Below are 22,235 nucleotides of genomic sequence, written 5' to 3'. Positions count from 1 at the left end.
ATGTAGGACGCCCGTAAGGTAGCGGGCCCGGCTGACATCCCTGCTACCGGAGGGGACTCTGTGGCCCTGATGTGACACTCAGCCGCGCTGAAAGCGGGTCATAAACACTGCTACTGCCGCGTAGATCACAGAGACCGTGACAACCAGAAGTGCCGACTTTCCGTCAGGCGGCAGCATCAGCGCGGCAACCGCGGCGGCGCCGACGAAGGCGACGTTGAAGAGCACGTCGTACAGCGAGAAGATCCGGCCGCGGTAGGCGTCGTCCACCGAGGACTGCACCACGGTGTCCGTGGAGATCTTCGCGCCCTGGGTGACCAGCCCCAGGACGAAGGCGGCGACGAGCACGGGCGCGGAGGCGAACGGCAGCCCCAGGGCGGGCTCCAGGACCGCCGCCGTCCCCGCGCACACCGCCATCCATCTGTAGGGCCCCAGCCGCGCCACCGCCCCCGGTGTCACCACGGCCGCCGCGAAGAACCCCGCCCCCGAGATGCCCACCGCCAGCCCCAGCAGCGCCAGCCCGTCGGAGGTGCTGTCGGCCCAGGCGTACCGGCAGAGCATCAGCACCAGCACCGTCAGCGCCCCGTAGCAGAAGCGCATCAGCGTCATCGCGATCAGCACGTGTGCGGCCGCGCGGCGCTCCCGCAAGTGGCGCAGCCCGTCGGCGAGTCCGCGTGCCGCCGTGCCGATCGCGGCGCCGATCCCGGGCCGCACCGCGGCGGGGTCGGGCCCCAGCAGTCCGGGCGGCAGGCGCAGCGACCACAGGGCCGCGCACAGATAGAGGAGCGAGCCGAGCAGCACGGTGGCGGCGTCCGCCGGGAGCACCAGACGCAGCCCGAAGGCCAGCCCGCCGCCAGCTGTCGCGGCGAGCGTTCCGGCGGTCGGCGAGAGGGAGTTGGCCATGACGAGCCGTTCCTCGTCCACGACCCGGGGCAGCGCGGCCGAAAGTCCCGCGAGGACGAAGCGGTTGACGGCCGTGACGCAGAGCGCGGAGGTGTAGAAGAGCGCGTCGGGCGCCGAGGTGAGCAGGAGCAGCGCGGTGCAGCCGGCCAGCAGGGCCCGCAGCAGATTGCCGTACAGAAAGACCTGGCGCCGCTGCCAGCGGTCCAGGAGGACGCCCGCGAAGGGGCCGACGACCGAGTAGGGCAGCAGCAGAACGGCCATGGCCGAGGCGATCGCCGCGGGCGAGGTCTGCTTCTCGGGGGAGAAGACGACGTGTGTGGCGAGCGCGACCTGGTAGACGCCGTCCGACGCCTGGGAGAGCAGCCGTACAGCCAGCAGATGCCGGAAATTCCTCAGGCGCAGGAGTATGCGCAGATCACGCACGACAGGCATGTGTGCAAGCGTCACATACGGAGAGGGCCCCCGCGCCGGCACGGCACAGGGACCCTCAACAGTCGGGTGGAAGCCGAGGCTTAGCGCTCGACCTCGCCCTTGATGAACTTCTCGACGTTCTCGAGGGCCTCGTCGTCGAAGTACTGCACCGGCGGGGACTTCATGAAGTACGAGGACGCGGAGAGGATCGGGCCGCCGATGCCGCGGTCCTTGGCGATCTTCGCGGCACGCACGGCGTCGATGATGACACCCGCGGAGTTCGGGGAGTCCCACACCTCGAGCTTGTACTCAAGGTTCAGCGGAACATCACCGAAGGCGCGGCCTTCGAGGCGCACGTACGCCCACTTGCGGTCGTCCAGCCAGGCCACGTAGTCCGAGGGGCCGATGTGGACGTTGTTCTCGCCCAGCTCGCGGTCGCGGATCTGCGAGGTGACGGCCTGCGTCTTCGAGATCTTCTTGGACTCCAGGCGCTCACGCTCGAGCATGTTCTTGAAGTCCATGTTGCCGCCGACGTTCAGCTGCATGGTGCGCTCCAGGCGGACACCGCGGTCCTCGAAGAGCTTCGCCATGACGCGGTGCGTGATGGTAGCGCCGACCTGGGACTTGATGTCGTCGCCGACGATCGGGACGCCCGCCTCGGTGAACTTGTCAGCCCACTCCTTGGTGCCGGCGATGAAGACCGGAAGGGCGTTGACGAACGCGACCTTGGCGTCGATGGCGCACTGCGCGTAGAACTTCGCAGCGACCTCGGAACCCACGGGGAGGTAGCAGACCAGAACGTCGACCTGCTTGTCCTTGAGGACCTGGACGATGTCGACCGGGGCCTCGGCGGACTCCTCGATGGTCTGGCGGTAGTACTTGCCCAGACCGTCGTGGGTGTGACCACGCTGGACCGTGACGCCCTTGTTCGGGACGTCGCAGATCTTGATGGTGTTGTTCTCGCTGGCACCGATGGCGTCCGCGAGGTCGAGGCCGACCTTCTTGGCGTCCACGTCGAACGCGGCCACGAACTCCACGTCCTTGACGTGGTAGTCGCCGAACTGGACGTGCATCAGACCCGGCACCTTGCCGGCCGGGTCGGCGTCCTTGTAGTACTCGACGCCCTGCACCAGCGAGGCGGCGCAGTTTCCTACGCCGACGATGGCTACGCGAACCGAACCCATTCCGGTTGCTCCCTGTGTGTTCTCGACGAAGTCCTGCGGACGCAGGGCCTTCAGTTGGCGGTGTCCTCGGACGGATCCGGCCGGGTGCTGTCCCGATGCCGGGGCAGGCCGCCCGTCTCTCCTGATGTGTGGTCCTGCTGAGCGGAGCCGGTGGCCGGGCCGGATCGCTGATCCCGCCCCGCCCGCTCGCTCTCGATGAGCTCGTTCAGCCAGCGCACTTCGCGCTCCACGGACTCCATGCCGTGACGCTGCAGCTCAAGCGTGTAGTCGTCCAGGCGCTCGCGCGTACGGGCCAGGGAGGCGCGCATCTTTTCGAGGCGCTCCTCCAGCCGGCTGCGACGACCTTCCAGCACGCGCATCCGCACCTCGCGCTCCGTCTGCCCGAAAAAGGCGAAACGTGCCGCGAAGTGCTCGTCCTCCCAGGTGTCGGGACCGGTGTGGGAGAGCAGTTCTTCGAAATGCTCCTTCCCTTCGGCCGTCAACCGGTAGACGATCTTGGCCCGGCGCCCTGCGAGTGAAGCAGCGAGAGCGTCCTCGGGAGCGCTGCCCGGTTCCTCGATCAACCAGCCGCTCGCGACCAGCGTCTTGAGGCAGGGGTAGAGGGTCCCGTAACTGAAGGCCCGGAAGATCCCCAGTGAGGTATTGAGCCGCTTGCGCAGCTCGTACCCGTGCATCGGGGCCTCCCGAAGCAGGCCGAGTACGGCGAATTCGAGGATGCCGGAGCGCCTGCTCAACCTTCGCCTCCTCTGCTGCCGCGGACCTTTATGCCGTGCTGATGTATCGACTCGATACATCCTGACGATAGAACGGTGTCGCCTCTGCGACAAGAGGGGCCATGGTGAACGGCGTCACATCGGCAATTCGTAGGAAGCAAGTTGCCTGATTTGGGGTGAACTTCGGCCCCTGGCTGGTTTTGACCGTGCGTAGTCTGTGCGGCATGCAGACCACCGGGAGCCGAGTGACGTCAGGGGGCGTCGGCGCGTACCGCGCTATCGGCATACCGGGTGCACGGCGGACGGGCTCGTCGCAGGGCTGGTCCGTCTGTCGGGGGGACCGGAACTCACCAGTCGCTTTCAGGCGCTCTCGCCTGCCCGAGGAGTAGTCGTTCGATGAGCGAGCACCGTCGCAAACCGCCGGAGTCGCAAGGCGGCGGCCGGGCCGCCGCCCGACGGGCTGCCCAGCAGCCCTCCGGCCGCCGCGCGGCCCCCGCCCGGGACTCCGTCACGGATTCCCCCTCCGGCTCGTACGGAGAGGAGCGGCCGGCCGGTGGGCGCGCCGAGGCGCGACGATCCGCCCAGCGGGGCGGACGCAGACGAGGGGCCGAGCCCGGCGGCGGCGGTCCGGCGGGTCCGGGCGGGCGCCGCGGCGGTACGGGCCCCGGCAACCGGCGGCCCGGCAAGAAGCGCTTCATCGACTACCCGCGCTTCAACAAGCGCGGGTGGCGGCGCTGGATGCCCTCCTGGAAGCTCGTCAGCGGGCTGTCTCTGGGCTTTCTCGGCACGCTGGTGGTCGCCATCGGCGTCGCCTACTGGATGGTGAGCGTCCCGAACGTGGCCCAGGCGGCCCAGGCCGAGAACAACGTCTACTACTGGTCCGACGGGTCCCAGATGGTCGCGACCGGCGGCGAGATCAACCGCCAGATCATCGCGTACGAGAAGATCCCGGCGGCCATGCGGTACGCGGTGATCTCGGCGGAGAACAAGACCTTCGAGACCGACTCCGGCGTCGACCCCCAGGGCATCGCGCGCGCCCTGGTGAACATGGCCAAGGGCGGCCACACGCAGGGTGGCTCCACGATCACCCAGCAGTACGTGAAGAACGCCCGGCTCGACGACCAGTCGCAGACCCTGACCCGTAAGTTCAAAGAGCTCTTCATCTCCATCAAGGTCGGCGCGACCAAGAAGAAGAGCGAGATCATGGCGGGCTATCTGAACACCGCCTACTACGGGCGCGGCGCCTACGGTCTGCAGGCCGCGGCCCGCACGTACTACAGCAAGGACGCCAAGGACCTCGACCCCAGCCAATGCGCCTTCCTCGCCTCGCTGCTCAAGGGCGCCACCTACTTCGACCCGGCCGGCGCCACCGAGATCGACCCGGCGGCCACGCCGCAGCAGAACACCAAGAACGCCATGAGCCGGTGGGCCTGGATCCTCGACGAGGAAGTGAAGGACGGCCACCTCGGCGCGGCGGACCGGGCCAAGTACAAGACCTTCCCGATGCCGGACAAGCCCAAGAAGAACGCGCAGCTCAGCGGGCAGATCGGCTATCTGGTCAGCCTGTCCAAGGCGTACTTGGTGAACAACAACACCCAGGGCATCACCGCCGGTGACCTGGACAAGGGCGGCTACGAGATCCACACGACCTTCGACAAGAAGAAGGTCCAGGAGCTCGAAGACGTGGTGAAGAAGGTCCGCAAGAAGAACATCGACCCGAAGAAGCGCCCGGAGTACGACACGTTCGTCCAGTTCGGCGCGGCGTCGGTGGACACCAAGAGCGGCGCCATCAAGGCGCTGTACGGCGGTGAGGACGCGACCAAGCACTTCACCAACAACGCCGACCAGACCGGTGCCCAGGTCGGCTCGACCTTCAAGCCGTTCGTGCTGGCTGCCGCCATGGAGTACGGAAAGCGCGACCCGAAGGGCCCCAAGGACCAGGGCGACTCGGAGCGGACCCTGGTCTCCCCGAAGAGCATCTACAGCGGCATGAACAAGCTGAAGATCAAGAACTACGACGGGAGCGTGTGGACCAACGAGAAGGGCGAGCAGTGGCTGCAGACCAACGACGGCAATGAGTCGTACAACAAGCCCAGCTACGCCATCGACCTGCGGTACGCGATGCAGGAGTCGGCGAACACGCCGTACGTCCAGCTAGGCATGGACGTCGGCACGGACAAGGTGAGGGACGTCGCCCTCGCCGCGGGTCTGCGCAAGGACAGCCTGGCCTCGTCGAGCGTGCCGTCGTTCTCCATCGGTACCTCCTCCCCCAGCGCGATCCGCATGGCCGGCGCGTACGCCACCTTCGCCACCAGCGGGATGCACCACGACCCGTACTCGGTCGAGAAGGTCAACAAGCGCGGCCAGGCCGTCTACCAGCACGACGACAAGGCGACCCGCGCCTTCTCGGCCGCGATCGCGGACAACGTGACGGACGTCCTGAAGAACGTCGTGGAGAAGGGCACCGGCACCAACGCCCAGCTCAGCGGCCGTGATGTGGCGGGCAAGACCGGTACCACCGACGGCAACCGTTCCGCCTGGTTCGTCGGCTACACGCCGCAGCTGTCGACCGCAGTGAGCATGTACCGCCTCGACGACAACGAGACGAACAAGAAGCGCGAGTTCCTGAAGATGTTCGGTACCGGCGGCCAGGAGAAGATCCACGGTGCGTCGTTCCCGTCGACAATCTGGCACGACTACATGGAGCAGGCGCTGAACGGCGTACCGGCCGTCGACTTCCCGACGCCCGAGGCGATCGGCGACAAGGTGTACGGCGGCGGCATGTCGCCCAGCCCGAGCCCCTCCCCGACGCCCTCGGACTCCCCGTCGCCCTCCGGAAGCCCCTCGCCCACCCCGTCGCTGACGCCATCGCCGTCCCCGAAGCCCAGCAAGTCCTGTGGCAAGTGGGACTGGAGCTGCGGCGGGCCCGGTGGAGCTGGCGGCACCGACGCGGGCACCGACCAGGGCACCACCGCCGGGGACACCAGCGGCCCCTCCGGCAGCCCGTCGCCCAGTAAGTCCAAACCGGGCAGCGGCACCCAAGGGAATATCTTCGGAGGCCCTAACGGCTAGCGGGCCCGGCGCACGCGGCTGAATCGCGGGGGCGGTGTCTCACGTGAAACCAGACATGGTGTTTCACGTGAAACATCGCCCCTCGGCATTTCCACAGAGGTGTACGGCAGGATGTGCGGCATGACGAGCGAGACCAGTGCCCGCGCGGACGAGGACAGGCGTGCGGAGCCCGCAGAACCCGTCGTACGGCCCACGGAGCAGGACGAGGTCGCCGCGGCCGGCAGCGAGCTGCTGGGCGGTCCGATGGGCCGCTGGGCCTGGGGGGCGGGCCACTGGCTCACCCCTGTCCGGGTGATCGCCCTCGTCGCGATCGGCATGTTCGCCCTCGGTATGGCGCAGAAGGCCCCCTGCTACGAATGGGCCTGGTTCCGGGGCGTGAACTCCCAGTACACCCACGCCTGCTACTCCGACATCCCGCACCTGTACGTGGGTCGGGGCTTCGCCGACGATCTCGTGCCGTACTTCGACCGGCTGAGCGGCGACATGGACTACCTCGAATATCCCGTCCTGACGGGACTGTTCATGGAGGTGGCCTCCTGGCTGACGCCCAGCGGCGGCAGCATGCAGCACCGCGAGCAGATGTACTGGATGGTCAACGCCGGGATGCTGATGGCCTGCACGGCCGTCATCGCCGTCTGTGTCGCGCGGACGCACCGCCGCCGCCCCTGGGACGCCCTGCTGGTCGCCCTGGCGCCCGCCTTCGCGCTCACCGCGACGATCAACTGGGACCTCTTCGCCATCGCCCTGACGGCCGCCGCCATGCTGATGTGGTCCCGTAGCCGCCCGCTCGCCTTCGGCATCCTCGTCGGGCTCGCGACGGCCGCCAAGCTCTATCCCGTCCTGCTCCTCGGACCGCTGCTGTTCCTGTGCTGGCGGGCAGGGAAGTGGCGGGAGTACGGGGTGGCCGTGTTCGGCGCGGCGGGCGCCTGGCTGGCGGTGAACGTGCCGGTGATGCTGCTCGCGCCCGAAGGCTGGAAGAAGTTCTACACGTTCAGCCAGGAGCGGTCCGTCGACTTCGGCTCGTTCTGGCTGATCATCTCGCAGCGCACCGGCAAGTCCCTGGACGTCGACACGGTGAACAACCTGGCGACCCTGCTGATGGTGCTGTTGTGCGCGGGCGTCGCGGCGCTGACGCTCACCGCACCGCGCCGTCCACGCTTCGCGCAGCTCGCCTTCCTGGTCGTCGCCGCGTTCATCCTGACCAACAAGGTCTACTCGCCGCAGTACGTGCTGTGGCTGATTCCACTGGCCGCGCTGGCCCGGCCGCGCTGGCGGGACTTCCTGATCTGGCAGGCCGGGGAGGTCGTCTACTTCCTCGGGATCTGGATGTACCTCGCGTACACGATGAGCGGCGAAAAGCACCAGGGGCTGCCGCCGGAGGGCTACCAACTGGCCATCGCCGCCCATCTGCTGGCGACGCTCTACCTGTGCGCGGTGATCGTGCGGGACATCATGATGCCCGAGCGGGACGTCGTACGGCGCGACGGCTCGGACGATCCGTCCGGTGGCGTTCTCGACGGGGCCAAGGATGTCTTCGTCCTGGGGCAGGCGGCACATCCGCCCCGGCACGCGGCTCGCCTTGTGGAGGGCCCCCGGGTGGAGTGGGGTACGCGGCAGCCGGGCACCTAGCCCGGGCGGCCGGGAAGCGACGCGAAGGGCCCCCGCCGGTGGCGGGGGCCCTTCGTCATGTCCGGCGGCGACGCGTCGCCTAGCGGTCGACCAGGCGGTCGAACTGCGTCGTGGTGTGCCTCAGATGGGCCACCAGCTCATCGCCCACGCGCGGCTCCTGGGAGTCCGACGGGACGAAGAGGATCGACACCTGCATGTGCGGCGGCTCGGCGAACCAGCGCTGCTTGCCGTCCCAGACGAACGGCGACAGATTGCGGTTGACGGTCGCGAGACCGGCCCGGGCGACGCCCTTGGCGCGCGGCATCACACCGTGCAGCGCCTTGGGAGCCTCCAGCCCGACGCCGTGCGAGGTGCCGCCGGCGACCACGACCAGCCAGCCGTCGGAGGCGGCCTTCTGCTGGCGGTAGCCGAAACGATCCCCCTTCGCGACCCGGGTGACGTCCAGGACGGCGCCCCGGTACTCGGTCGCCTCGTGGTCGCCGAGCCACAGCCGTGTACCGATGCGGGCGCGGAAGCGGGTCTGCGGGAACTGCTGCTGCAGCCGCGCCTGCTCCTCGGCCCGCAGATGGCTGACGAACATGGTGTGCAGCGGCAGCCGGGCCGCGCGCAGCCGGTCCATCCAGCCGATGACCTCCTCGACCGCGTCCGAGCCGTCGGTGCGGTCGAGCGGGAGGTGCAGGGCGAAGCCCTCCAGGCGCACGTCGTCGATGGCGGAGTGGAGCATGCCGAGCTCCTCCTCCTTGACGCCGTGGCGCTTCATCGAGCTCATGCACTCGATGACCACGCGCGCGCCCACCAGGGCGTGCACCCCGTCCACGGACGACACGGAGCGGATGACGCGGTCCGGCAACGGCACCGGCTCCTCGCTCCGGCGGAACGGCGTGAGCACCAGCAGGTCGCCGCCGAACCAGTCCTTCATGCGGGCCGCCTCATAGGTGGTGCCGACCGCCAGGACGTCCGAGCCGAAGCGGTTCACCTCCTCGGCCAGCCGCTCGTGGCCAAAGCCGTAGCCGTTGCCCTTGCAGACCGGGATGATGCCCGGGAACTGGTCGACCACGGACTTCTGGTGCGCCCGCCAGCGCGCGGTGTCGACGTACAGGGAGAGCGCCATGGCCGGATCCGGAACCTTTCTGGTGGCTGCGGTGTATCAGAGGTATGTGAGACGAGATTACGCAACCATCAGCGCCGCGACATGTAGATGTCGAGGGCCTTGTGCAGCAGCTTGTTCAGCGGGAAGTCCCACTCGCCGACGTACTCGACGGCCTCGCCGCCGGTGCCCACCTTGAACTGGATGAGACCGAAGAGGTGGTCGGTCTCGTCGAGCGAGTCGGAGATGCCGCGCAGGTCGTAGACGGTCGCGCCCATGGCGTACGCGTCGCGCAGCATCCGCCACTGCATCGCGTTCGAGGGCCGGACCTCACGGCCGATGTTGTCGGAGGCGCCGTAGGAGTACCAGACGTGCCCGCCGACGACGAGCATCGTCGCCGCCGACAGGTTCACGCCGTTGTGCCGCGCGAAGTAGAGCCGCATCCGGTTGGGGTCCTCGTTGTTGAGGACCGTCCACATGCGCTGGAAGTACGAGAGCGGGCGCGGCCGGAAGTGGTCGCGGACAGCGGTGATCTCGTACAGCCGCTGCCACTCGGCCAGGTCCTCGTAGCCGCCCTGGACGACCTCGACACCGGCCTTCTCGGCCTTCTTGATGTTGCGGCGCCACAGCTGGTTGAAGCCCTTGAGGACATCGTCGAGCGAGCGGTTGGCGAGCGGCACCTGGAAGACATAGCGCGGCTGCACATCGCCGAAGCCGGCGCCGCCGTCCTCGCCCTGCTGCCAGCCCATCTTGCGCAGCCGGTCGGCGACTTCGAAGGCGCGCGGCTCGATGTGGGTGGCCTCGACGTCCCGCAGACGCTTGACGTCCGGGTCCTGGATGCCGGACTTGATGGCGGCCGAGTCCCAGCGCCGGATGACGACGGGCGGGCCCATCTTCACCGAGAAGGCACCCTGGTGCTTCAGATGCGCCAGCATCGGCTGCAGCCACTCGTCGAGGTTCGGGGCGTACCAGTTGATGACCGGGCCCTCGGGCATATACGCGAGGTACCGCTTGATCTTCGGCAGCTGGCGGTAGAGCACCAGGCCGGCGCCGACCATCTGGCCGTTCTTGTCGAACCATCCGAGGTTCTCCGAGCGCCACTCGGTCTTCACGTCAGCCCACGCCGGGACCTGGCAGTGGCTCGCCGCGGGCAGGCTCTGGATGTACGCCAGATGCTGCTCTCGGCTGATGGTCCTCAGGGTCAGGCTCATGCGGGGCGCTCCTCGGCAGGTGTGTCCCCATGGGTACAGGGGCTCCGGCTCTCGCGCCGAAGCCTACTGCGCCCGAGGAGCGCCCCGGTTGGCTGTACGGACCCTGGGCTGGTGCGGGGTGCTCTCAGCCGCCGACCACACCGCCGAAGAGGCCGCCGTGCGCCATGCCCAGGAAGAAGCCCACCGCGGAGGCTCCGAGCCCGAGGATCAGCAGGAACCGCTCGCGGGTGGTCTCCGAGATGAACTGTCCGTACGCACCGGTGAGGATCCCGATGAGGCCTGCCCAGGAGCTGACCAGGTGCAGGCTGTGGAAGAACGCGGTGCTGAACGCCAGCGCTCCCAGCACGACGGTCACCGCCATGAAGGCGTCCTGAAGGGGATGAGGCTTGCCGTCGGTGGCGAAGAGGGAGACGACGGACGAGTTCGATCGCACTGCCTGTGCCATGAGGCACCTCCTGGCGGTAGCGGAACGCGGCGAAGGGTAGCGCCACGCACACCCGATGTGTACAGATTGCGTCCCCTGACCGCCGGATTTCAACCGGAAGCGGGTGTGCGGGTACTCTGTACGATCTGCACCGGTGTCTGCCCTGGCCAGGACGCGGTCCCTCTCCCTCGGAGCGGGATTGTCAGTGGCGGCGGATACCGTTGCTTACGCATCACGACCCTCCTGCCACGGAACGACCGTGGCCGCTGAGTCCAAAGGAGGTGGGTTCCACATGCGTCACTACGAGGTGATGGTCATCCTCGACCCCGATCTGGAGGAGCGCGCTGTCTCTCCCCTGATCGAGAACTTCCTCTCCGTTGTCCGCGAGGGCAACGGAAAGGTTGAGAAGGTCGACACCTGGGGCCGTCGTCGTCTCTCCTACGAGATCAAGAAGAAGCCCGAGGGCATCTACACGGTCATCGACCTGCAGGCCGAGCCTGCGGTCGTCAAGGAGCTCGACCGTCAGATGAACCTGAACGAGTCGGTCCTCCGGACGAAGGTCCTCCGCCCCGAGACCCACTGAGCTTCCGCTCAGAGGCAATCGGGTTCCGAGTAGCAACACAGCAGCCAGCAGCAATCCCCGCCGAGAGGTTCATCCATGGCAGGCGAGACCGTCATCACGGTCGTCGGCAATCTCGTCGACGACCCCGAGCTGCGCTTCACCCCCTCGGGTGCGGCCGTCGCGAAGTTCCGTGTCGCGTCGACTCCCCGCACCTTCGACCGTCAGACCAATGAGTGGAAGGACGGCGAAGGCCTGTTCCTGACCTGCTCGGTCTGGCGTCAGGCGGCGGAGAACGTCGCCGAGTCGCTCCAGCGAGGCATGCGCGTCGTCGTGCAGGGCCGGCTGAAGCAGCGGTCCTACGAGGACCGCGAGGGCGTCAAGCGCACGGTCTACGAGCTGGACGTCGAGGAAGTCGGCCCCAGCCTCAAGAACGCCACGGCCAAGGTCACCAAGACCACCGGCCGAGGCGGCCAGGGTGGTTACGGCGGCGGTGGCCAGCAGCAGGGCGGCGGCAACTGGGGCGGAACCCCCAGCGGTGGCTCCCAGGGCGGCGGCGCTCCCGCCGACGACCCCTGGGCCTCCGGCGCGCCGGCCGGCGGCAGCCAGCAGCAGGGTGGCAGCGGCGGCGGCTGGGGCGGAAGCTCCGGCAGCTCCGGTGGCTCCGGCGGCGGCTACTCGGACGAGCCGCCCTTCTAGGGCAGCTCGTACCCCCACTTCTTGATCACACAGGAGAAACACCATGGCGAAGCCGCCTGTGCGCAAGCCTAAGAAGAAGGTCTGCGCTTTCTGCAAGGACAAGACCGCTTACGTGGACTACAAGGACACGAACATGCTGCGGAAGTTCATTTCCGACCGCGGCAAGATCCGTGCCCGCCGCGTTACCGGCAACTGCACGCAGCACCAGCGTGACGTCGCCACGGCCGTCAAGAACAGCCGTGAGATGGCGCTGCTGCCCTACACGTCCACCGCGCGATAAGGGAAGGGTGACCGAAAAATGAAGATCATCCTCACCCACGAGGTCTCTGGCCTCGGTGCCGCTGGCGACGTCGTGGACGTCAAGGACGGCTACGCTCGCAACTACCTGGTCCCGCGTGGTTTCGCGATCCGCTGGACCAAGGGCGGCGAGAAGGACGTCGAGCAGATCCGTCGTGCTCGCAAGATCCACGAGATCGCCACCATCGAGCAGGCCAACGAGATCAAGGCCCGCCTCGAGGGCGTGAAGGTGCGTCTGGCCGTTCGCTCCGGCGACGCCGGCCGTCTCTTCGGCTCTGTCACCCAGGCCGACGTCGCTGCGGCGATCAAGGCTGCCGGTGGCCCGGACGTGGACAAGCGTCGCGTCGAGCTCGGCTCGCCGATCAAGACCCTGGGCGCGCACCAGGTGTCCGTGCGTCTGCACGCCGAGGTTGCCGCGAAGGTTGGCGTCGAGGTCGTCGCCGCCTAAGCGCAGCGCTCAGCAGAGCATAAGAAGGGCCGCACCCTCCGGGGTGCGGCCCTTCGCCATGTGCGGCGCGTGTGATGTTTCACGTGAAACGCCGCGCTTCGGGTGCCGTGTTTCACGTGAAACAGCGGTCCTCCAACCGACCCTCAACCGTTCCTCAACCCGTCCACGGGGGGGCCTCGACGCTCCCCGAGCGGTCCTCAGCGCGTCGCGCCTGTCACCAGCCAGCGTCCCGAGCGGGCACGGGCCCACAGCGTCAGCATCCGGACGGTCATCATCAGGGTCATCGCCCACCACAGTGTCGTGAGCCCGCCGCCGAGTACCGGGACCAGGAGCGCCACCGGAGCGAAGCAGACGAGGGTCAGCAGCATCGCCCGGGCCAGATAGGGGCCGTCGCCCGCACCCATCAGCACGCCGTCGAGGACGAAGACAACGCCGGAGATCGGCTGGGAGACGGCGACCACGAGGAGAGCGGGCAGCAGGGTGTCCTGAACCGTGTGGTCGCCGGTGAAGAGCGGGATGAACAGCGGCCGGGCGACGGCCACCAGCAGGCCGAGCGCCACTCCGGCGGTGATGCCCCACTCCACCATGCGCCGGCACGCCTGGCGGGCGCCCTCGGTGTCCCCGGACCCCAGATAGCGCCCGATGATGGCCTGCCCGGCGATGGCGATCGCGTCGAGGGCGAATGCCAGCAGGCTCCACAGGGACAGGATGATCTGGTGGGCGGCGATGTCGGCGTCGCCGAGGCGGGCGGCCACGGCGGTGGCGATCATCAGTACGGCGCGCAGTGAGAGCGTACGAACCAGCAGCGGGACCCCCGCCTGGGCGCTGGCGCGGATGCCCGCCGCGTCGGGGCGCAGCGAGGCGCCGTGCCGCCGGGCCCCCCGTACGACGACCGAGAGGTAGACGGCCGCCATCGCGAACTGGGCGATCACGGTGCCCCAGGCGGAACCCGCGATGCCGAGGCCCGCCCCGTAGACGAGCCCGACGTTCAGCGCCGCGTTCAGCGTGAAGCCGCCGATGGCGACATAGAGCGGCGTCCTGGTGTCCTGGAGGCCGCGCAGGATGCCGGTGGCCGCGAGCACCATGAGCATGGCGGGGATGCCGAGCGCGGAGATGCGCAGATAGGTGACGGCGTAGGGGGCGGCGGTGTCCGAGGCGCCGAAGAGATCGATGAACCAGGGGGCCGCGGGCAGGACGACGGCTATGACGGCCGCGCCGAGCAGCAGGGCGAGCCAGACGCCGTCCATGCCCTGGCGGATGGCGGCCTGCAGGTCTCCGGCGCCGACGCGGCGTGCGACGGCGGCCGTGGTCGCGTAGGCGAGGAAGACGAAGACACTCACGGCGGTGGTGAGGAGTGCCGCGGCGATGCCCAGACCGGCCAGTTGCGGGGTGCCGAGGTGGCCGACGATCGCGCTGTCGGCCATCACGAAGAGCGGCTCGGCGACGAGTGCGCCGAAGGCGGGCACGGCGAGGGAGACGATCTCGCGGTCGTGTCTGCGCCGGATGCTCTTCGGTGCCACTGGGGCCTGTGTCATGAACTCAATCTAATCTTCCACAGGTAAGAGATGCAATGCATCAGTGATCCTTACTTTGGAACCGGAGTGCGGCTCGGCTGTGCGCCGTTTGTCGTGATCTTGGGCCAGCCGGGAAAGTTTTTCTCCCCCACAGCCGGTGGACGGAAAACCAGCAGGTCAAGTGGGTGTTGGCGGGGTGGGTATGACTTTGTCCACAGTGCTGTCCCCCGGTCCGTGCACAGGTTCTGCGGGGTTCTCCACAGCATCTGGTCCCTCGTCCACATGGCCTGTGGATAACCGGATTGGCTGACGGTGCCGACGGGCCTAACGTGGACCGGCGCCCGACGCGCCGGAACCGGAGTCGGGCATCTCGTTTTGTCAGTGCCGTGCCGTAGAAAGAGTGGCACGGCTAGGTCCGCGGAGCGGACGGGAGGAGGTGGCCCGGTGAGCATTCCCGAGCCCTTGGACGACCCCTGGGCCGACAGCGGTCCGGGTGACCGTCTGCCCGTCTCCCGCCCCCGCCGCGCCGAGGGACGGGGCCGCGGCCGCGACGACCAGCACGACCGGGGCAGCGAGAGCGAATCCTGGGACGGCGGCGGCTCGTCCGGCTTCGAGCGGGTCCCCCCGCAGGACATCGACGCCGAGCAGTCCGTTCTGGGCGGCATGCTGCTCTCCAAGGACGCCATCGCGGACGTCGTGGAGATCATCAAGGGCCATGACTTCTACCGGCCGGCGCACGAGACCGTCTACACGGCGATCCTCGACCTGTACGCGAAGGGCGAGCCGGCCGACCCGATCACCGTCGCGGCCGAGCTGGTCAAGCGGGGCGAGATCACCCGCGTCGGCGGCGCCTCGTATCTGCACACCCTGGTCCAGTCGGTGCCGACCGCGGCCAACGCCTCGTACTACGCGGAGATCGTCCACGAGCGGGCGGTGCTCCGCCGTCTCGTCGAGGCGGGCACCAAGATCACGCAGATGGGATACGCGGCGGACGGCGACGTCGACGAGATCGTCAACTCCGCCCAGGCCGAGATCTACGCGGTCACCGAGCAGCGCACCAGCGAGGACTATCTGCCGCTCGGCGACATCATGGAGGGCGCGCTCGACGAGATCGAGGCGATCGGCTCCCGCAGCGGCGAGATGACCGGTGTGCCGACCGGCTTCACCGACTTCGACTCGCTCACCAACGGTCTCCACCCGGGCCAGATGATCGTCATCGCGGCCCGTCCCGCCATGGGTAAGTCCACGCTGGCGCTGGACTTCGCCCGGGCCTGCTCGATCAAGCACAACCTGCCCAGCGTGATCTTCTCCCTCGAAATGGGCCGCAACGAGATCGCGATGCGTCTCCTGTCGGCCGAGGCCCGGGTCGCGCTGCACCACATGCGCTCCGGCACCATGACCGACGAGGACTGGACCCGGCTCGCCCGCCGGATGCCGGACGTCTCCCAGGCCCCGCTGTACATCGACGACTCCCCGAACCTGTCGATGATGGAGATCCGCGCCAAGTGCCGTCGGCTCAAGCAGCGCAACGACCTCAAGCTCGTCGTCATCGACTATCTGCAGCTGATGCAGTCCGGTGGGTCCAAGCGCGCCGAGAGCCGCCAGCAGGAGGTCTCGGACATGTCCCGAAACCTCAAGCTTCTCGCCAAGGAGCTGGAGCTCCCGGTCATCGCGCTGTCGCAGCTGAACCGTGGCCCCGAGCAGCGTACGGACAAGAAGCCCATGGTCTCCGACCTGCGTGAGTCCGGCTCCATCGAGCAGGACGCGGACATGGTCATCCTGCTGCACCGCGAGGACGCGTACGAGAAGGAGTCCCCGCGCGCCGGCGAGGCGGACCTGATCGTGGCCAAGCACCGTAACGGTCCGACGGCCACGATCACGGTGGCCTTCCAGGGCCACTACTCGCGCTTCGTGGACATGGCGCAGACCTGACCGGGCCCTGACATACGCGAACCGATACGCACGGGCCGATGCACACGGGCCTGAACCGTAGGGCCGGTGCCCACTCGTGCGTGTCGGACGAAAAACCGGTCGACGGCCGCATGACCTGGGGATAGACCTGGGCCCATGACCTCATCCCCGCATGCGCCGATCACTCCGCCGACGACCACGGCCCCCCTCGGCCTTCTGCCCAGTACAGAGCGCGCTCTGATTCACCGCCTCGCCGTCGCCCAGTCCGAGGGGCGGCTCCCTTCGCTGGTCGCCGCGGTGGTGCGCGAGGGCCGGATCGTCTGGACGGGCTCGCGCACCTCGGTCGACGGCCACGCTCCGGACGCCGACGTCCAGTACCGCATCGGCTCGATCACCAAGACCTTCACCGCCGTCCTGGTCATGCGGCTGAGGGACGAGGGGCTGCTGGACCTCGAAGACCCGCTGGAGAAGCACCTGCCCGGCACCGGGGTCGGTGAGGTGACCATCGCCCAACTCCTCGGCCACAGCGCCGGGTTGGCGGCCGAGACGCCCGCGCCGTGGTGGGAGCGGAGCTCGGCGGCGCTGCGCCCGGAGCTCGCGGACGTGCTGGGCGAGAACCCGTTTCTGCACCCGGTCGGCAGGCTGCACCACTACTCGAACCCGGGCTACACGCTGCTCGGTTCGCTGGTCGAGGCGGTACGCGGAGTGTCCTGGGAGGAGGCGTTGCAGAGCGAGATCCTCGATCCGCTGGGGCTGAACAGGACGAGCACGCAGCCGGTGGCCCCGCATGCGGGCGGCTGGGCCGTGCACCCCTGGGCCGACGCCCTGCTGCCCGAACCGTCCGAGGACCTGGGGATCATGGCCCCCGCGGGCCAGCTGTGGTCGACGGCCGCGGACCTCTGCCGCTTCGCCGCCTTCCTTGCCGGGGGAGACGACCGTGTGCTGAGCGCCGCGACCGTACGGGAGATGCGGAGGCCGTCCGCTCCGCCCGAGGCGGGGGACTGGCAGGGCGGTTACGGACTGGGCGTTCAGCTGAACCGCCAGGACGACCACCGCACCCTCGCCGGGCACACCGGCTCGCTGCCCGGGTTCGTCGCAGGGCTGTGGATCAGCGTGGAGGACGGCATCGGGGCGGTCGCGCTCGCCAATGCCACCTCGGGGACGGCCCCGGCGGTCGCCGCCGATCTCGTCCGGATCGTCGTCGAGGCCGAACCGAAGCTCCCTGAGCCGTGGCGGCCCCTGTCAGAGGTCGATCCGGACCTGCTGGAGCTCACCGGCCCCTGGTACTGGGGGACTTATGCCTATGGTCTGCGGCTGAACGCCGATGGCATGGTGGCGCTGGAGCCGCTGCGCGGAACCGGCCGCGCGGCGAGGTTCGAAGCTCGGGCCGATGGCACCTGGATCGGTCTCAACGGCTACTACAAGGGCGAAATCCTGCGGGCGGTGCGCCGCCCGGACGGTTCGGTGAGCCATCTCGACCTGGGGTCGTTCGCCTTCACCCGGGAGCCGTACGGGCCGGGCGAGGTGGTCCCGGGGGGTGTCGACCCCGAGGGCTGGCGCGGGGTCTGATGTTTCACGTGAAACGTGGCCCACGTGCCCCCGGGGCGCTCAGCGAGTTCCGGTTCCGGAGGCTCAGAGGGCTTTCTTGAAGCCCAGATGGGACGCCTCGAAGCCCAGTCGCTCATAGAAGCGGTGGGCTTCGATCCGGGTGGCGTCCGACGTCAGCTGGACCAACTGGCAGCCCAGGCGCCGGGATTCCTCGACGGCCCACTCGATGAGCCGGGTGCCGAGGCCGCTGCCGCGCTCATCGGCGTGGATGCGTACGCCTTCGATGATCGAGCGGGTGGCGCCGCGCCGGGACAGCCCCGGGACGACGGTCAGCTGGAGTGTGCCGACGACCTGGTTGTCGCGGACGGCGACGACCAGGTGCTGGTTGGGGTCTTCGGCCAGTCGCTCGAAGGCGGCGAGGTAGGGGGCGAGGTCGTCCGGCGACTCCCGCTGGGCGCCCAGCGGGTCATCGGCGAGCATCGCCACGATCGCCGGGATGTCCTGGGGCGCCGCCGGCCTTATCTCAAGATCGCTCATGGACCGGAGACTACGCGGGGACGCGGAGTTCCTCGACGGCCCTGACCAGCGGGGCGAGCTCCGGGTTCCGCGCGGCCTCGTCGAGCGCCTCGCGCAGTGCGCGGTCATTGGTGGGCCGGGCCTCGGAGAGCAGCTCCTGGCCGGACTCCGTGACGTCCGTGTAGATCCCGCGCCGGTCGGTGTCGCAGAGGTACCGGGTCAGCAGGCCGCGGTCCTCCAGGCGGGTGACCAGCCGGGTGGTGGCGGACTGGCTGAGGACGACCGCGTCCGCGACCTGCTTCATCTGCAGATGGCCGCCCGGGCCGCTGTGCTGGCGGCTGAGGACGTCAAGGAGCGAGTACTCGCGCACGCTCAGCTCGTGTCCCGACTGCAGGGCCCGCTCGATATGGGCCTCGATCCTTCCGTGCAGCAGGGAGAGGGCGCACCAGCCCTGGGAGAGGGCGGTGAGTGCGGGGTCCGTCGCGGTCATGCGTCTTTCCTCCGTCCGGAGCGGCTTGAGACCAGGATAGGTCACGAGCGCAATAGCCCGCGTTTGCAATTAACCCGCGTCTGCAATTATTGTGGACGCTTGTAAGGCGCTCATGCAATCTCCTGGAAGGGTGAACATCCCATGCCACTCGCGCTCCTAGCCCTGGCCATCGGGGCGTTCGGTATCGGCACCACCGAATTCGTGATCATGGGCCTGCTGCCGGAGGTGGCCGACACCTTCGACGTGACCATCCCCATGGCCGGCTACCTGGTGACCGGATACGCGCTCGGCGTGGTGCTCGGCGCCCCGCTGATGACCGTCCTGGGCACCAGGATCTCCCGCAAGCGCATGCTGATGCTGCTGATGGGTTTCTTCATCGTCGGCAACGTGCTCTCCGCCGTCGCCCCCGTCTTCGGACTGATGCTGGCCGGGCGGATCGTCGCCTCCCTGGCGCACGGCGCGTTCTTCGGCATCGGTTCGGTCGTCGCGGCCGATCTGGTCGCCCCGGAGAAGAAGGCCGGCGCCATCGCGATGATGTTCACCGGCCTGACCGTCGCCAATGTCATCGGCGTCCCGCTGGGCACGCTGGTCGGCCAGCAGATCGGCTGGCGTACGACGTTCTTCATCGTGGCCGCACTCGGTGTGGTCGGGCTGCTTGGCGTCGCCAAGCTCGTCCCCGACATGCCCAAGGCCGAGGGCGTCCGCCTGCGCCACGAGATCGCCGCGTTCCGCAACGTCCAGGTGCTGCTTGCCATGGCGATGACCGTGCTGGGCTTCGGCGGCGTCTTCGCCGCGATCACCTACATCACGCCGATGATGACCCATGTCACCGGCTATGCGGACGGCTCCGTCACCTGGCTGCTGGTCCTCTTCGGCCTCGGCATGGTCGCCGGGAACCTGATCGGCGGCCGGTTCGCCGACCGGGCTCTGATGCCGATGCTCTACGTGTCGCTGAGCGGCCTCGCCGTCGTGCTGGCCCTGTTCACCCTCACCGCCCACGACAAGACCGCCTCGGCCGTCACCGTCTTCCTGATCGGCGCGCTCGGCTTCGCGACCGTACCGCCGCTGCAGAAGCGGGTCCTGGACCAGGCCGCGGGCGCCCCCACCCTCGCCTCCGCCGTGAACATCGGCGCCTTCAACCTCGGCAACGCGCTTTCCGCCTGGCTCGGCGGGCTCGTGATCGCCGCCGGACTCGGCTACACCGCCCCGAACTGGGTCGGTGCCACGCTCGCCGCCTCGGCGGTCGTCCTCGCCGTCGTCTCCAGCGCGCTGGAACGCCGTACGCGGACGGACAGCCGGATCCTCACGGGCACCGCGCCCGAGCCGGTCCGCGCCACTGCGGCTCACCACTGACCGGTCCCGGAAGCACCCCGGTCGCCCCTGACCAACCGCTCTACCGCATCAAGGAGGCACCCCTCATGACCGCCGCCACCGCAGTCGCCCCGCTCACCATCCAGGACGCCGAAGCCCTGGTGGAGGCGGCCCGCGCCGCCGCTGAGGATGCCGGGGCCACGGTCGCCGTCACCGTGCTCGACGCGGGTGGCCATCTGCTGGCCTTCCGCCGCGACGACCGCGCCGTACTGATCGCGGGCGAGACCAGCACCCGCAAGGCGTACACCGCGCTCCAGCTCGGCACCGCGACCGCCGACCTCGTCGACGCGGTCCAGCCCGGTGGGCTCTTCCACACCCTGCCGACTGCGCTCGACCGGCCGCTGCTCTTCATCGCGGGCGGCATACCCGTCCACCGCGACGGCAGGCTGATCGGGGCGATCGGTGTGGGCGGCGGATCCCCCGAGCAGGACCACGGCTTCGCCACGGAGGCCGTCCAGCGGCTCGTCTGAGCCCCTGGCGAGTCCGCCGCAGGGCCACCGCCGACGCAGGCCGGCGTTCAGCCCGCGGCGACCGTCAGCGGTGCGAAGCGACGGGTCCAGTCGCCGGGCAGGCCGGGGATGTTGCGGGTCATCACCGCGTTGAAGGCGATCGGTTCCAGACCGTTCGCCTTCAGCCAGTCGAGCAACTCCTCGTGGCGTACGTCGACATCGGTGCGCAGCGGGCGGTCCGTGCCCGCGGCGAGCGAGGCGACCAGGGCCTTCGCTGTCTCGGTGTCACGCGCCACCAGCGGACCCACGACATGGGTCTCCATGTTCGGCCAGGCCGCCGCATAGCCGATGATGCCCCCGGAGTCCTCGGCGACCCGCAGCTGGTCGGCGAAGGCGGGCAGCCGGGTGATCACATGAGTGCGGTCGCGGCCGAAGACATCGGCGTCCAGCCGCAGGATGGCGGGCAGGTCCTCGGCGGTAGCGGGGCGGGTCGCCACGGTGGGGGCCGGGCCCGAGGGACGGAAGTGGCCACGGATCATCTCGGCGCGGCCGGTGGTCTCGAAGCCCAGCTGTTCGTAGAGCGGCTGCCCGTACGGCGTGGCGTGCAGCGTGACCGGCCGGTCGCCCAGCTCCGCCAGAACGTGCCGCATCAGCCGCCGCCCCACGCCCAGCCGTGCGTGCTTCTCGGCCACCAGGACCATTCCAATGGCGGCGAGATCCGCGTACGAGGTGACCACACAGGCGGTGACCAGCCCTTTGTCGTCCGGGTCGTCGATGCCGTAGCCCCTTCCCGCTGTGAGCAGCAGGCCCCACTTGTGCTCCTCGCGCGGCCAGCCGCGGTCCTCGGAGAGGTCGGCGCAGGAAACGAGGTCGTCAATGGTCAGGCGGCGGATCGGAAGCTCGTCGAGCGGTGAGGGCATGGGGATCAGGCTGTCCGATGAACCCGTACTTCGTCCACCGTTTTGCGCATACAGCACGTTGCTTTTGGCCACGCTCTGTCAGCCTCCACCCGGATGTTTCACGTGAAACGTGGAGCGAAGGCGTTGTTTCACGTGAAACATGGAGGCCCTGGACGACCCGGACTCCGGGCCGGGGTGCCCGATGCACAGGCGTGACCAGGGGTACTAGCCTCTCGACACATGGCGAGACTCCATCTCTTCGACCTCGACGGGACCCTCATCCGGGGATCCGCCGCGCCGGTCGAGATATCCCGGCAGCTCGGGCTGCTGGAGGAGATCGGCGAGCTGGAGAGGGAGTTGTCCGGCGGTCTGATCGGGCCGCCCGACTACGCAATGCGGGTGCACGAGCTCTGGTCGGGGCTGACAGAGGCACATGTGGCGGCGGCTTTCGTCTCGGCGCCCTGGCTCGCCGGGATCCAGGAGGTGTGGCGGGAGATCCGGGAGGGCGGCGACTACTGCGCCGTGATCTCGCTCTCGCCGTCGTTCTTCGTCGAGCGGCTGCTGGAGTGGGGTGCCCATGCCGCGCACGGCTCCGTCTTCCCCGAGGTGCCCTTCACCCGGCCCGTCGACCCGGCCGGGATCCTCAGCGCCGCCGCGAAGGTGACGGTCGCCGAGCGGCTGCGCGCAGAGTTCGGGGTGAGCCGCGCGAACTGTGTCGCGTACGGGGACTCGATGTCGGACATGGAACTCTTCGCCGCGGTGCCCGTCTCCGTCGCCGTGAACGCCGACGGCCATCTCGCCGGAAGGGCGACGCACACCTACACCGGGGGCGACCTCCGTGAGGCCTACGCGCTGGCACAGGTCACACGAGCCTAACGGGAATGTGGGTTCGGGTACCCGGGA

At 68.9% G+C, this 22,235-nt stretch carries 21 protein-coding genes; 11 read left to right on the top strand and 10 right to left on the bottom strand.

The window, feature by feature from the left end; translation table 11 throughout:
* Positions 1 to 78: 78 nt before the first annotated feature.
* The 3 genes from ACZ499_RS01040 to ACZ499_RS01030 form a co-directional block, all read right to left on the bottom strand.
* On the bottom strand, positions 79 to 1,332 hold the full coding sequence (locus ACZ499_RS01040; protein WP_468670845.1) for an MFS transporter: 1,254 nt from the start codon (positions 1,330 to 1,332) through the stop codon (positions 79 to 81).
* An 80-nt stretch (positions 1,333 to 1,412) separates the two neighbouring features.
* Positions 1,413 to 2,495, bottom strand: coding sequence for an inositol-3-phosphate synthase (locus ACZ499_RS01035; RefSeq protein WP_468670843.1), 1,083 nt, complete (start codon positions 2,493 to 2,495; stop codon positions 1,413 to 1,415).
* A gap of 50 nt (positions 2,496 to 2,545) precedes the next feature.
* Entirely contained in the window at positions 2,546 to 3,229 is a 684-nt protein-coding gene (locus ACZ499_RS01030; protein ID WP_188276669.1) for a PadR family transcriptional regulator, read from the bottom strand.
* A gap of 375 nt (positions 3,230 to 3,604) precedes the next feature.
* On the opposite strand from ACZ499_RS01030, the gene ACZ499_RS01025 reads away from it, so the two are divergent.
* Together ACZ499_RS01025 and ACZ499_RS01020 are read left to right on the top strand one after the other, a co-directional pair.
* Positions 3,605 to 6,280 (top strand): transglycosylase domain-containing protein, encoded by a 2,676-nt coding sequence (locus ACZ499_RS01025; protein WP_468670841.1) that lies wholly within the window; start codon positions 3,605 to 3,607, stop codon positions 6,278 to 6,280.
* A 120-nt stretch (positions 6,281 to 6,400) separates the two neighbouring features.
* Entirely contained in the window at positions 6,401 to 7,909 is a 1,509-nt protein-coding gene (locus tag ACZ499_RS01020) for a glycosyltransferase family 87 protein (RefSeq protein WP_468670839.1), read from the top strand.
* Positions 7,910 to 7,988: 79 nt separating this feature from the next.
* Here the strand turns inward: ACZ499_RS01020 and ACZ499_RS01015 are convergent, their stop codons facing one another.
* The 3 genes from ACZ499_RS01015 to ACZ499_RS01005 all read right to left on the bottom strand — a co-directional run bounded on the left by ACZ499_RS01015 (position 7,989) and on the right by ACZ499_RS01005 (position 10,652).
* A complete protein-coding gene (locus ACZ499_RS01015; RefSeq protein WP_468670837.1) occupies positions 7,989 to 9,020 on the bottom strand; it encodes an alanine racemase in 1,032 nt (343 codons plus the stop codon).
* Between the two features lie 68 nt (positions 9,021 to 9,088).
* Positions 9,089 to 10,207, bottom strand: a complete 1,119-nt coding sequence (locus ACZ499_RS01010) for a lipid II:glycine glycyltransferase FemX (RefSeq protein ID WP_371653704.1) — start codon at positions 10,205 to 10,207, stop codon at positions 9,089 to 9,091.
* A gap of 124 nt (positions 10,208 to 10,331) precedes the next feature.
* The gene (locus tag ACZ499_RS01005) at positions 10,332 to 10,652 is read right to left on the bottom strand and encodes a hypothetical protein (protein WP_371653705.1); all 321 of its coding nucleotides are present in this window, start codon (positions 10,650 to 10,652) and stop codon (positions 10,332 to 10,334) included.
* Between the two features lie 271 nt (positions 10,653 to 10,923).
* On the opposite strand from ACZ499_RS01005, the gene rpsF reads away from it, so the two are divergent.
* From rpsF to rplI, 4 genes are all read left to right on the top strand, one after another.
* Complete coding sequence (gene rpsF, locus ACZ499_RS01000; protein ID WP_067162183.1) at positions 10,924 to 11,214, top strand: 30S ribosomal protein S6; 291 nt, start codon at positions 10,924 to 10,926, stop codon at positions 11,212 to 11,214.
* A 75-nt stretch (positions 11,215 to 11,289) separates the two neighbouring features.
* Positions 11,290 to 11,889 (top strand): single-stranded DNA-binding protein, encoded by a 600-nt coding sequence (locus ACZ499_RS00995; protein WP_468408177.1) that lies wholly within the window; start codon positions 11,290 to 11,292, stop codon positions 11,887 to 11,889.
* Positions 11,890 to 11,932: 43 nt separating this feature from the next.
* The gene (gene rpsR, locus ACZ499_RS00990) at positions 11,933 to 12,169 is read left to right on the top strand and encodes a 30S ribosomal protein S18 (protein ID WP_005315025.1); all 237 of its coding nucleotides are present in this window, start codon (positions 11,933 to 11,935) and stop codon (positions 12,167 to 12,169) included.
* Positions 12,170 to 12,187: 18 nt separating this feature from the next.
* Positions 12,188 to 12,634 (top strand): 50S ribosomal protein L9, encoded by a 447-nt coding sequence (gene rplI / locus ACZ499_RS00985; protein WP_067162187.1) that lies wholly within the window; start codon positions 12,188 to 12,190, stop codon positions 12,632 to 12,634.
* Between the two features lie 197 nt (positions 12,635 to 12,831).
* Here rplI and ACZ499_RS00980 read toward each other — a convergent pair whose 3' ends face one another.
* Positions 12,832 to 14,169 (bottom strand): MATE family efflux transporter, encoded by a 1,338-nt coding sequence (locus ACZ499_RS00980; protein ID WP_468670834.1) that lies wholly within the window; start codon positions 14,167 to 14,169, stop codon positions 12,832 to 12,834.
* A 441-nt stretch (positions 14,170 to 14,610) separates the two neighbouring features.
* On the opposite strand from ACZ499_RS00980, the gene dnaB reads away from it, so the two are divergent.
* Both dnaB and ACZ499_RS00970 read left to right on the top strand, forming a co-directional pair.
* Positions 14,611 to 16,080: a replicative DNA helicase gene (gene dnaB, locus ACZ499_RS00975; RefSeq protein ID WP_067162191.1), complete on the top strand. Its 1,470-nt coding sequence runs from the start codon at positions 14,611 to 14,613 to the stop codon at positions 16,078 to 16,080.
* Between the two features lie 135 nt (positions 16,081 to 16,215).
* The gene (locus ACZ499_RS00970) at positions 16,216 to 17,628 is read left to right on the top strand and encodes a serine hydrolase domain-containing protein (protein WP_468670832.1); all 1,413 of its coding nucleotides are present in this window, start codon (positions 16,216 to 16,218) and stop codon (positions 17,626 to 17,628) included.
* A 63-nt stretch (positions 17,629 to 17,691) separates the two neighbouring features.
* Here the strand turns inward: ACZ499_RS00970 and ACZ499_RS00965 are convergent, their stop codons facing one another.
* A complete protein-coding gene (locus tag ACZ499_RS00965) occupies positions 17,692 to 18,144 on the bottom strand; it encodes a GNAT family N-acetyltransferase (RefSeq protein WP_468670830.1) in 453 nt (150 codons plus the stop codon).
* A gap of 10 nt (positions 18,145 to 18,154) precedes the next feature.
* Positions 18,155 to 18,613, bottom strand: a complete 459-nt coding sequence (locus ACZ499_RS00960) for a MarR family winged helix-turn-helix transcriptional regulator (protein ID WP_468408185.1) — start codon at positions 18,611 to 18,613, stop codon at positions 18,155 to 18,157.
* 141 nt (positions 18,614 to 18,754) lie between these two features.
* On the opposite strand from ACZ499_RS00960, the gene ACZ499_RS00955 reads away from it, so the two are divergent.
* Both ACZ499_RS00955 and ACZ499_RS00950 read left to right on the top strand, forming a co-directional pair.
* On the top strand, positions 18,755 to 19,966 hold the full coding sequence (locus ACZ499_RS00955) for an MFS transporter (RefSeq protein ID WP_468408187.1): 1,212 nt from the start codon (positions 18,755 to 18,757) through the stop codon (positions 19,964 to 19,966).
* A 65-nt stretch (positions 19,967 to 20,031) separates the two neighbouring features.
* Positions 20,032 to 20,454, top strand: a complete 423-nt coding sequence (locus tag ACZ499_RS00950) for a GlcG/HbpS family heme-binding protein (protein WP_468670823.1) — start codon at positions 20,032 to 20,034, stop codon at positions 20,452 to 20,454.
* Between the two features lie 47 nt (positions 20,455 to 20,501).
* Here the strand turns inward: ACZ499_RS00950 and ACZ499_RS00945 are convergent, their stop codons facing one another.
* Positions 20,502 to 21,353, bottom strand: a complete 852-nt coding sequence (locus ACZ499_RS00945) for a GNAT family N-acetyltransferase (RefSeq protein WP_468670821.1) — start codon at positions 21,351 to 21,353, stop codon at positions 20,502 to 20,504.
* Between the two features lie 219 nt (positions 21,354 to 21,572).
* Between ACZ499_RS00945 and ACZ499_RS00940 the strand changes: the two genes are divergently transcribed.
* Positions 21,573 to 22,208 carry an HAD family hydrolase gene (locus ACZ499_RS00940; RefSeq protein WP_468670819.1) on the top strand — a complete coding sequence of 212 codons (636 nt, stop codon included), beginning with the start codon at positions 21,573 to 21,575 and terminating at the stop codon, positions 22,206 to 22,208.
* Positions 22,209 to 22,235 lie beyond the last annotated feature (27 nt).

It is taken from the genome of Streptomyces sp. NPDC031265, assembly GCF_055570295.1.
This window is presented reverse-complemented; position numbering and strand designations above follow the sequence as displayed.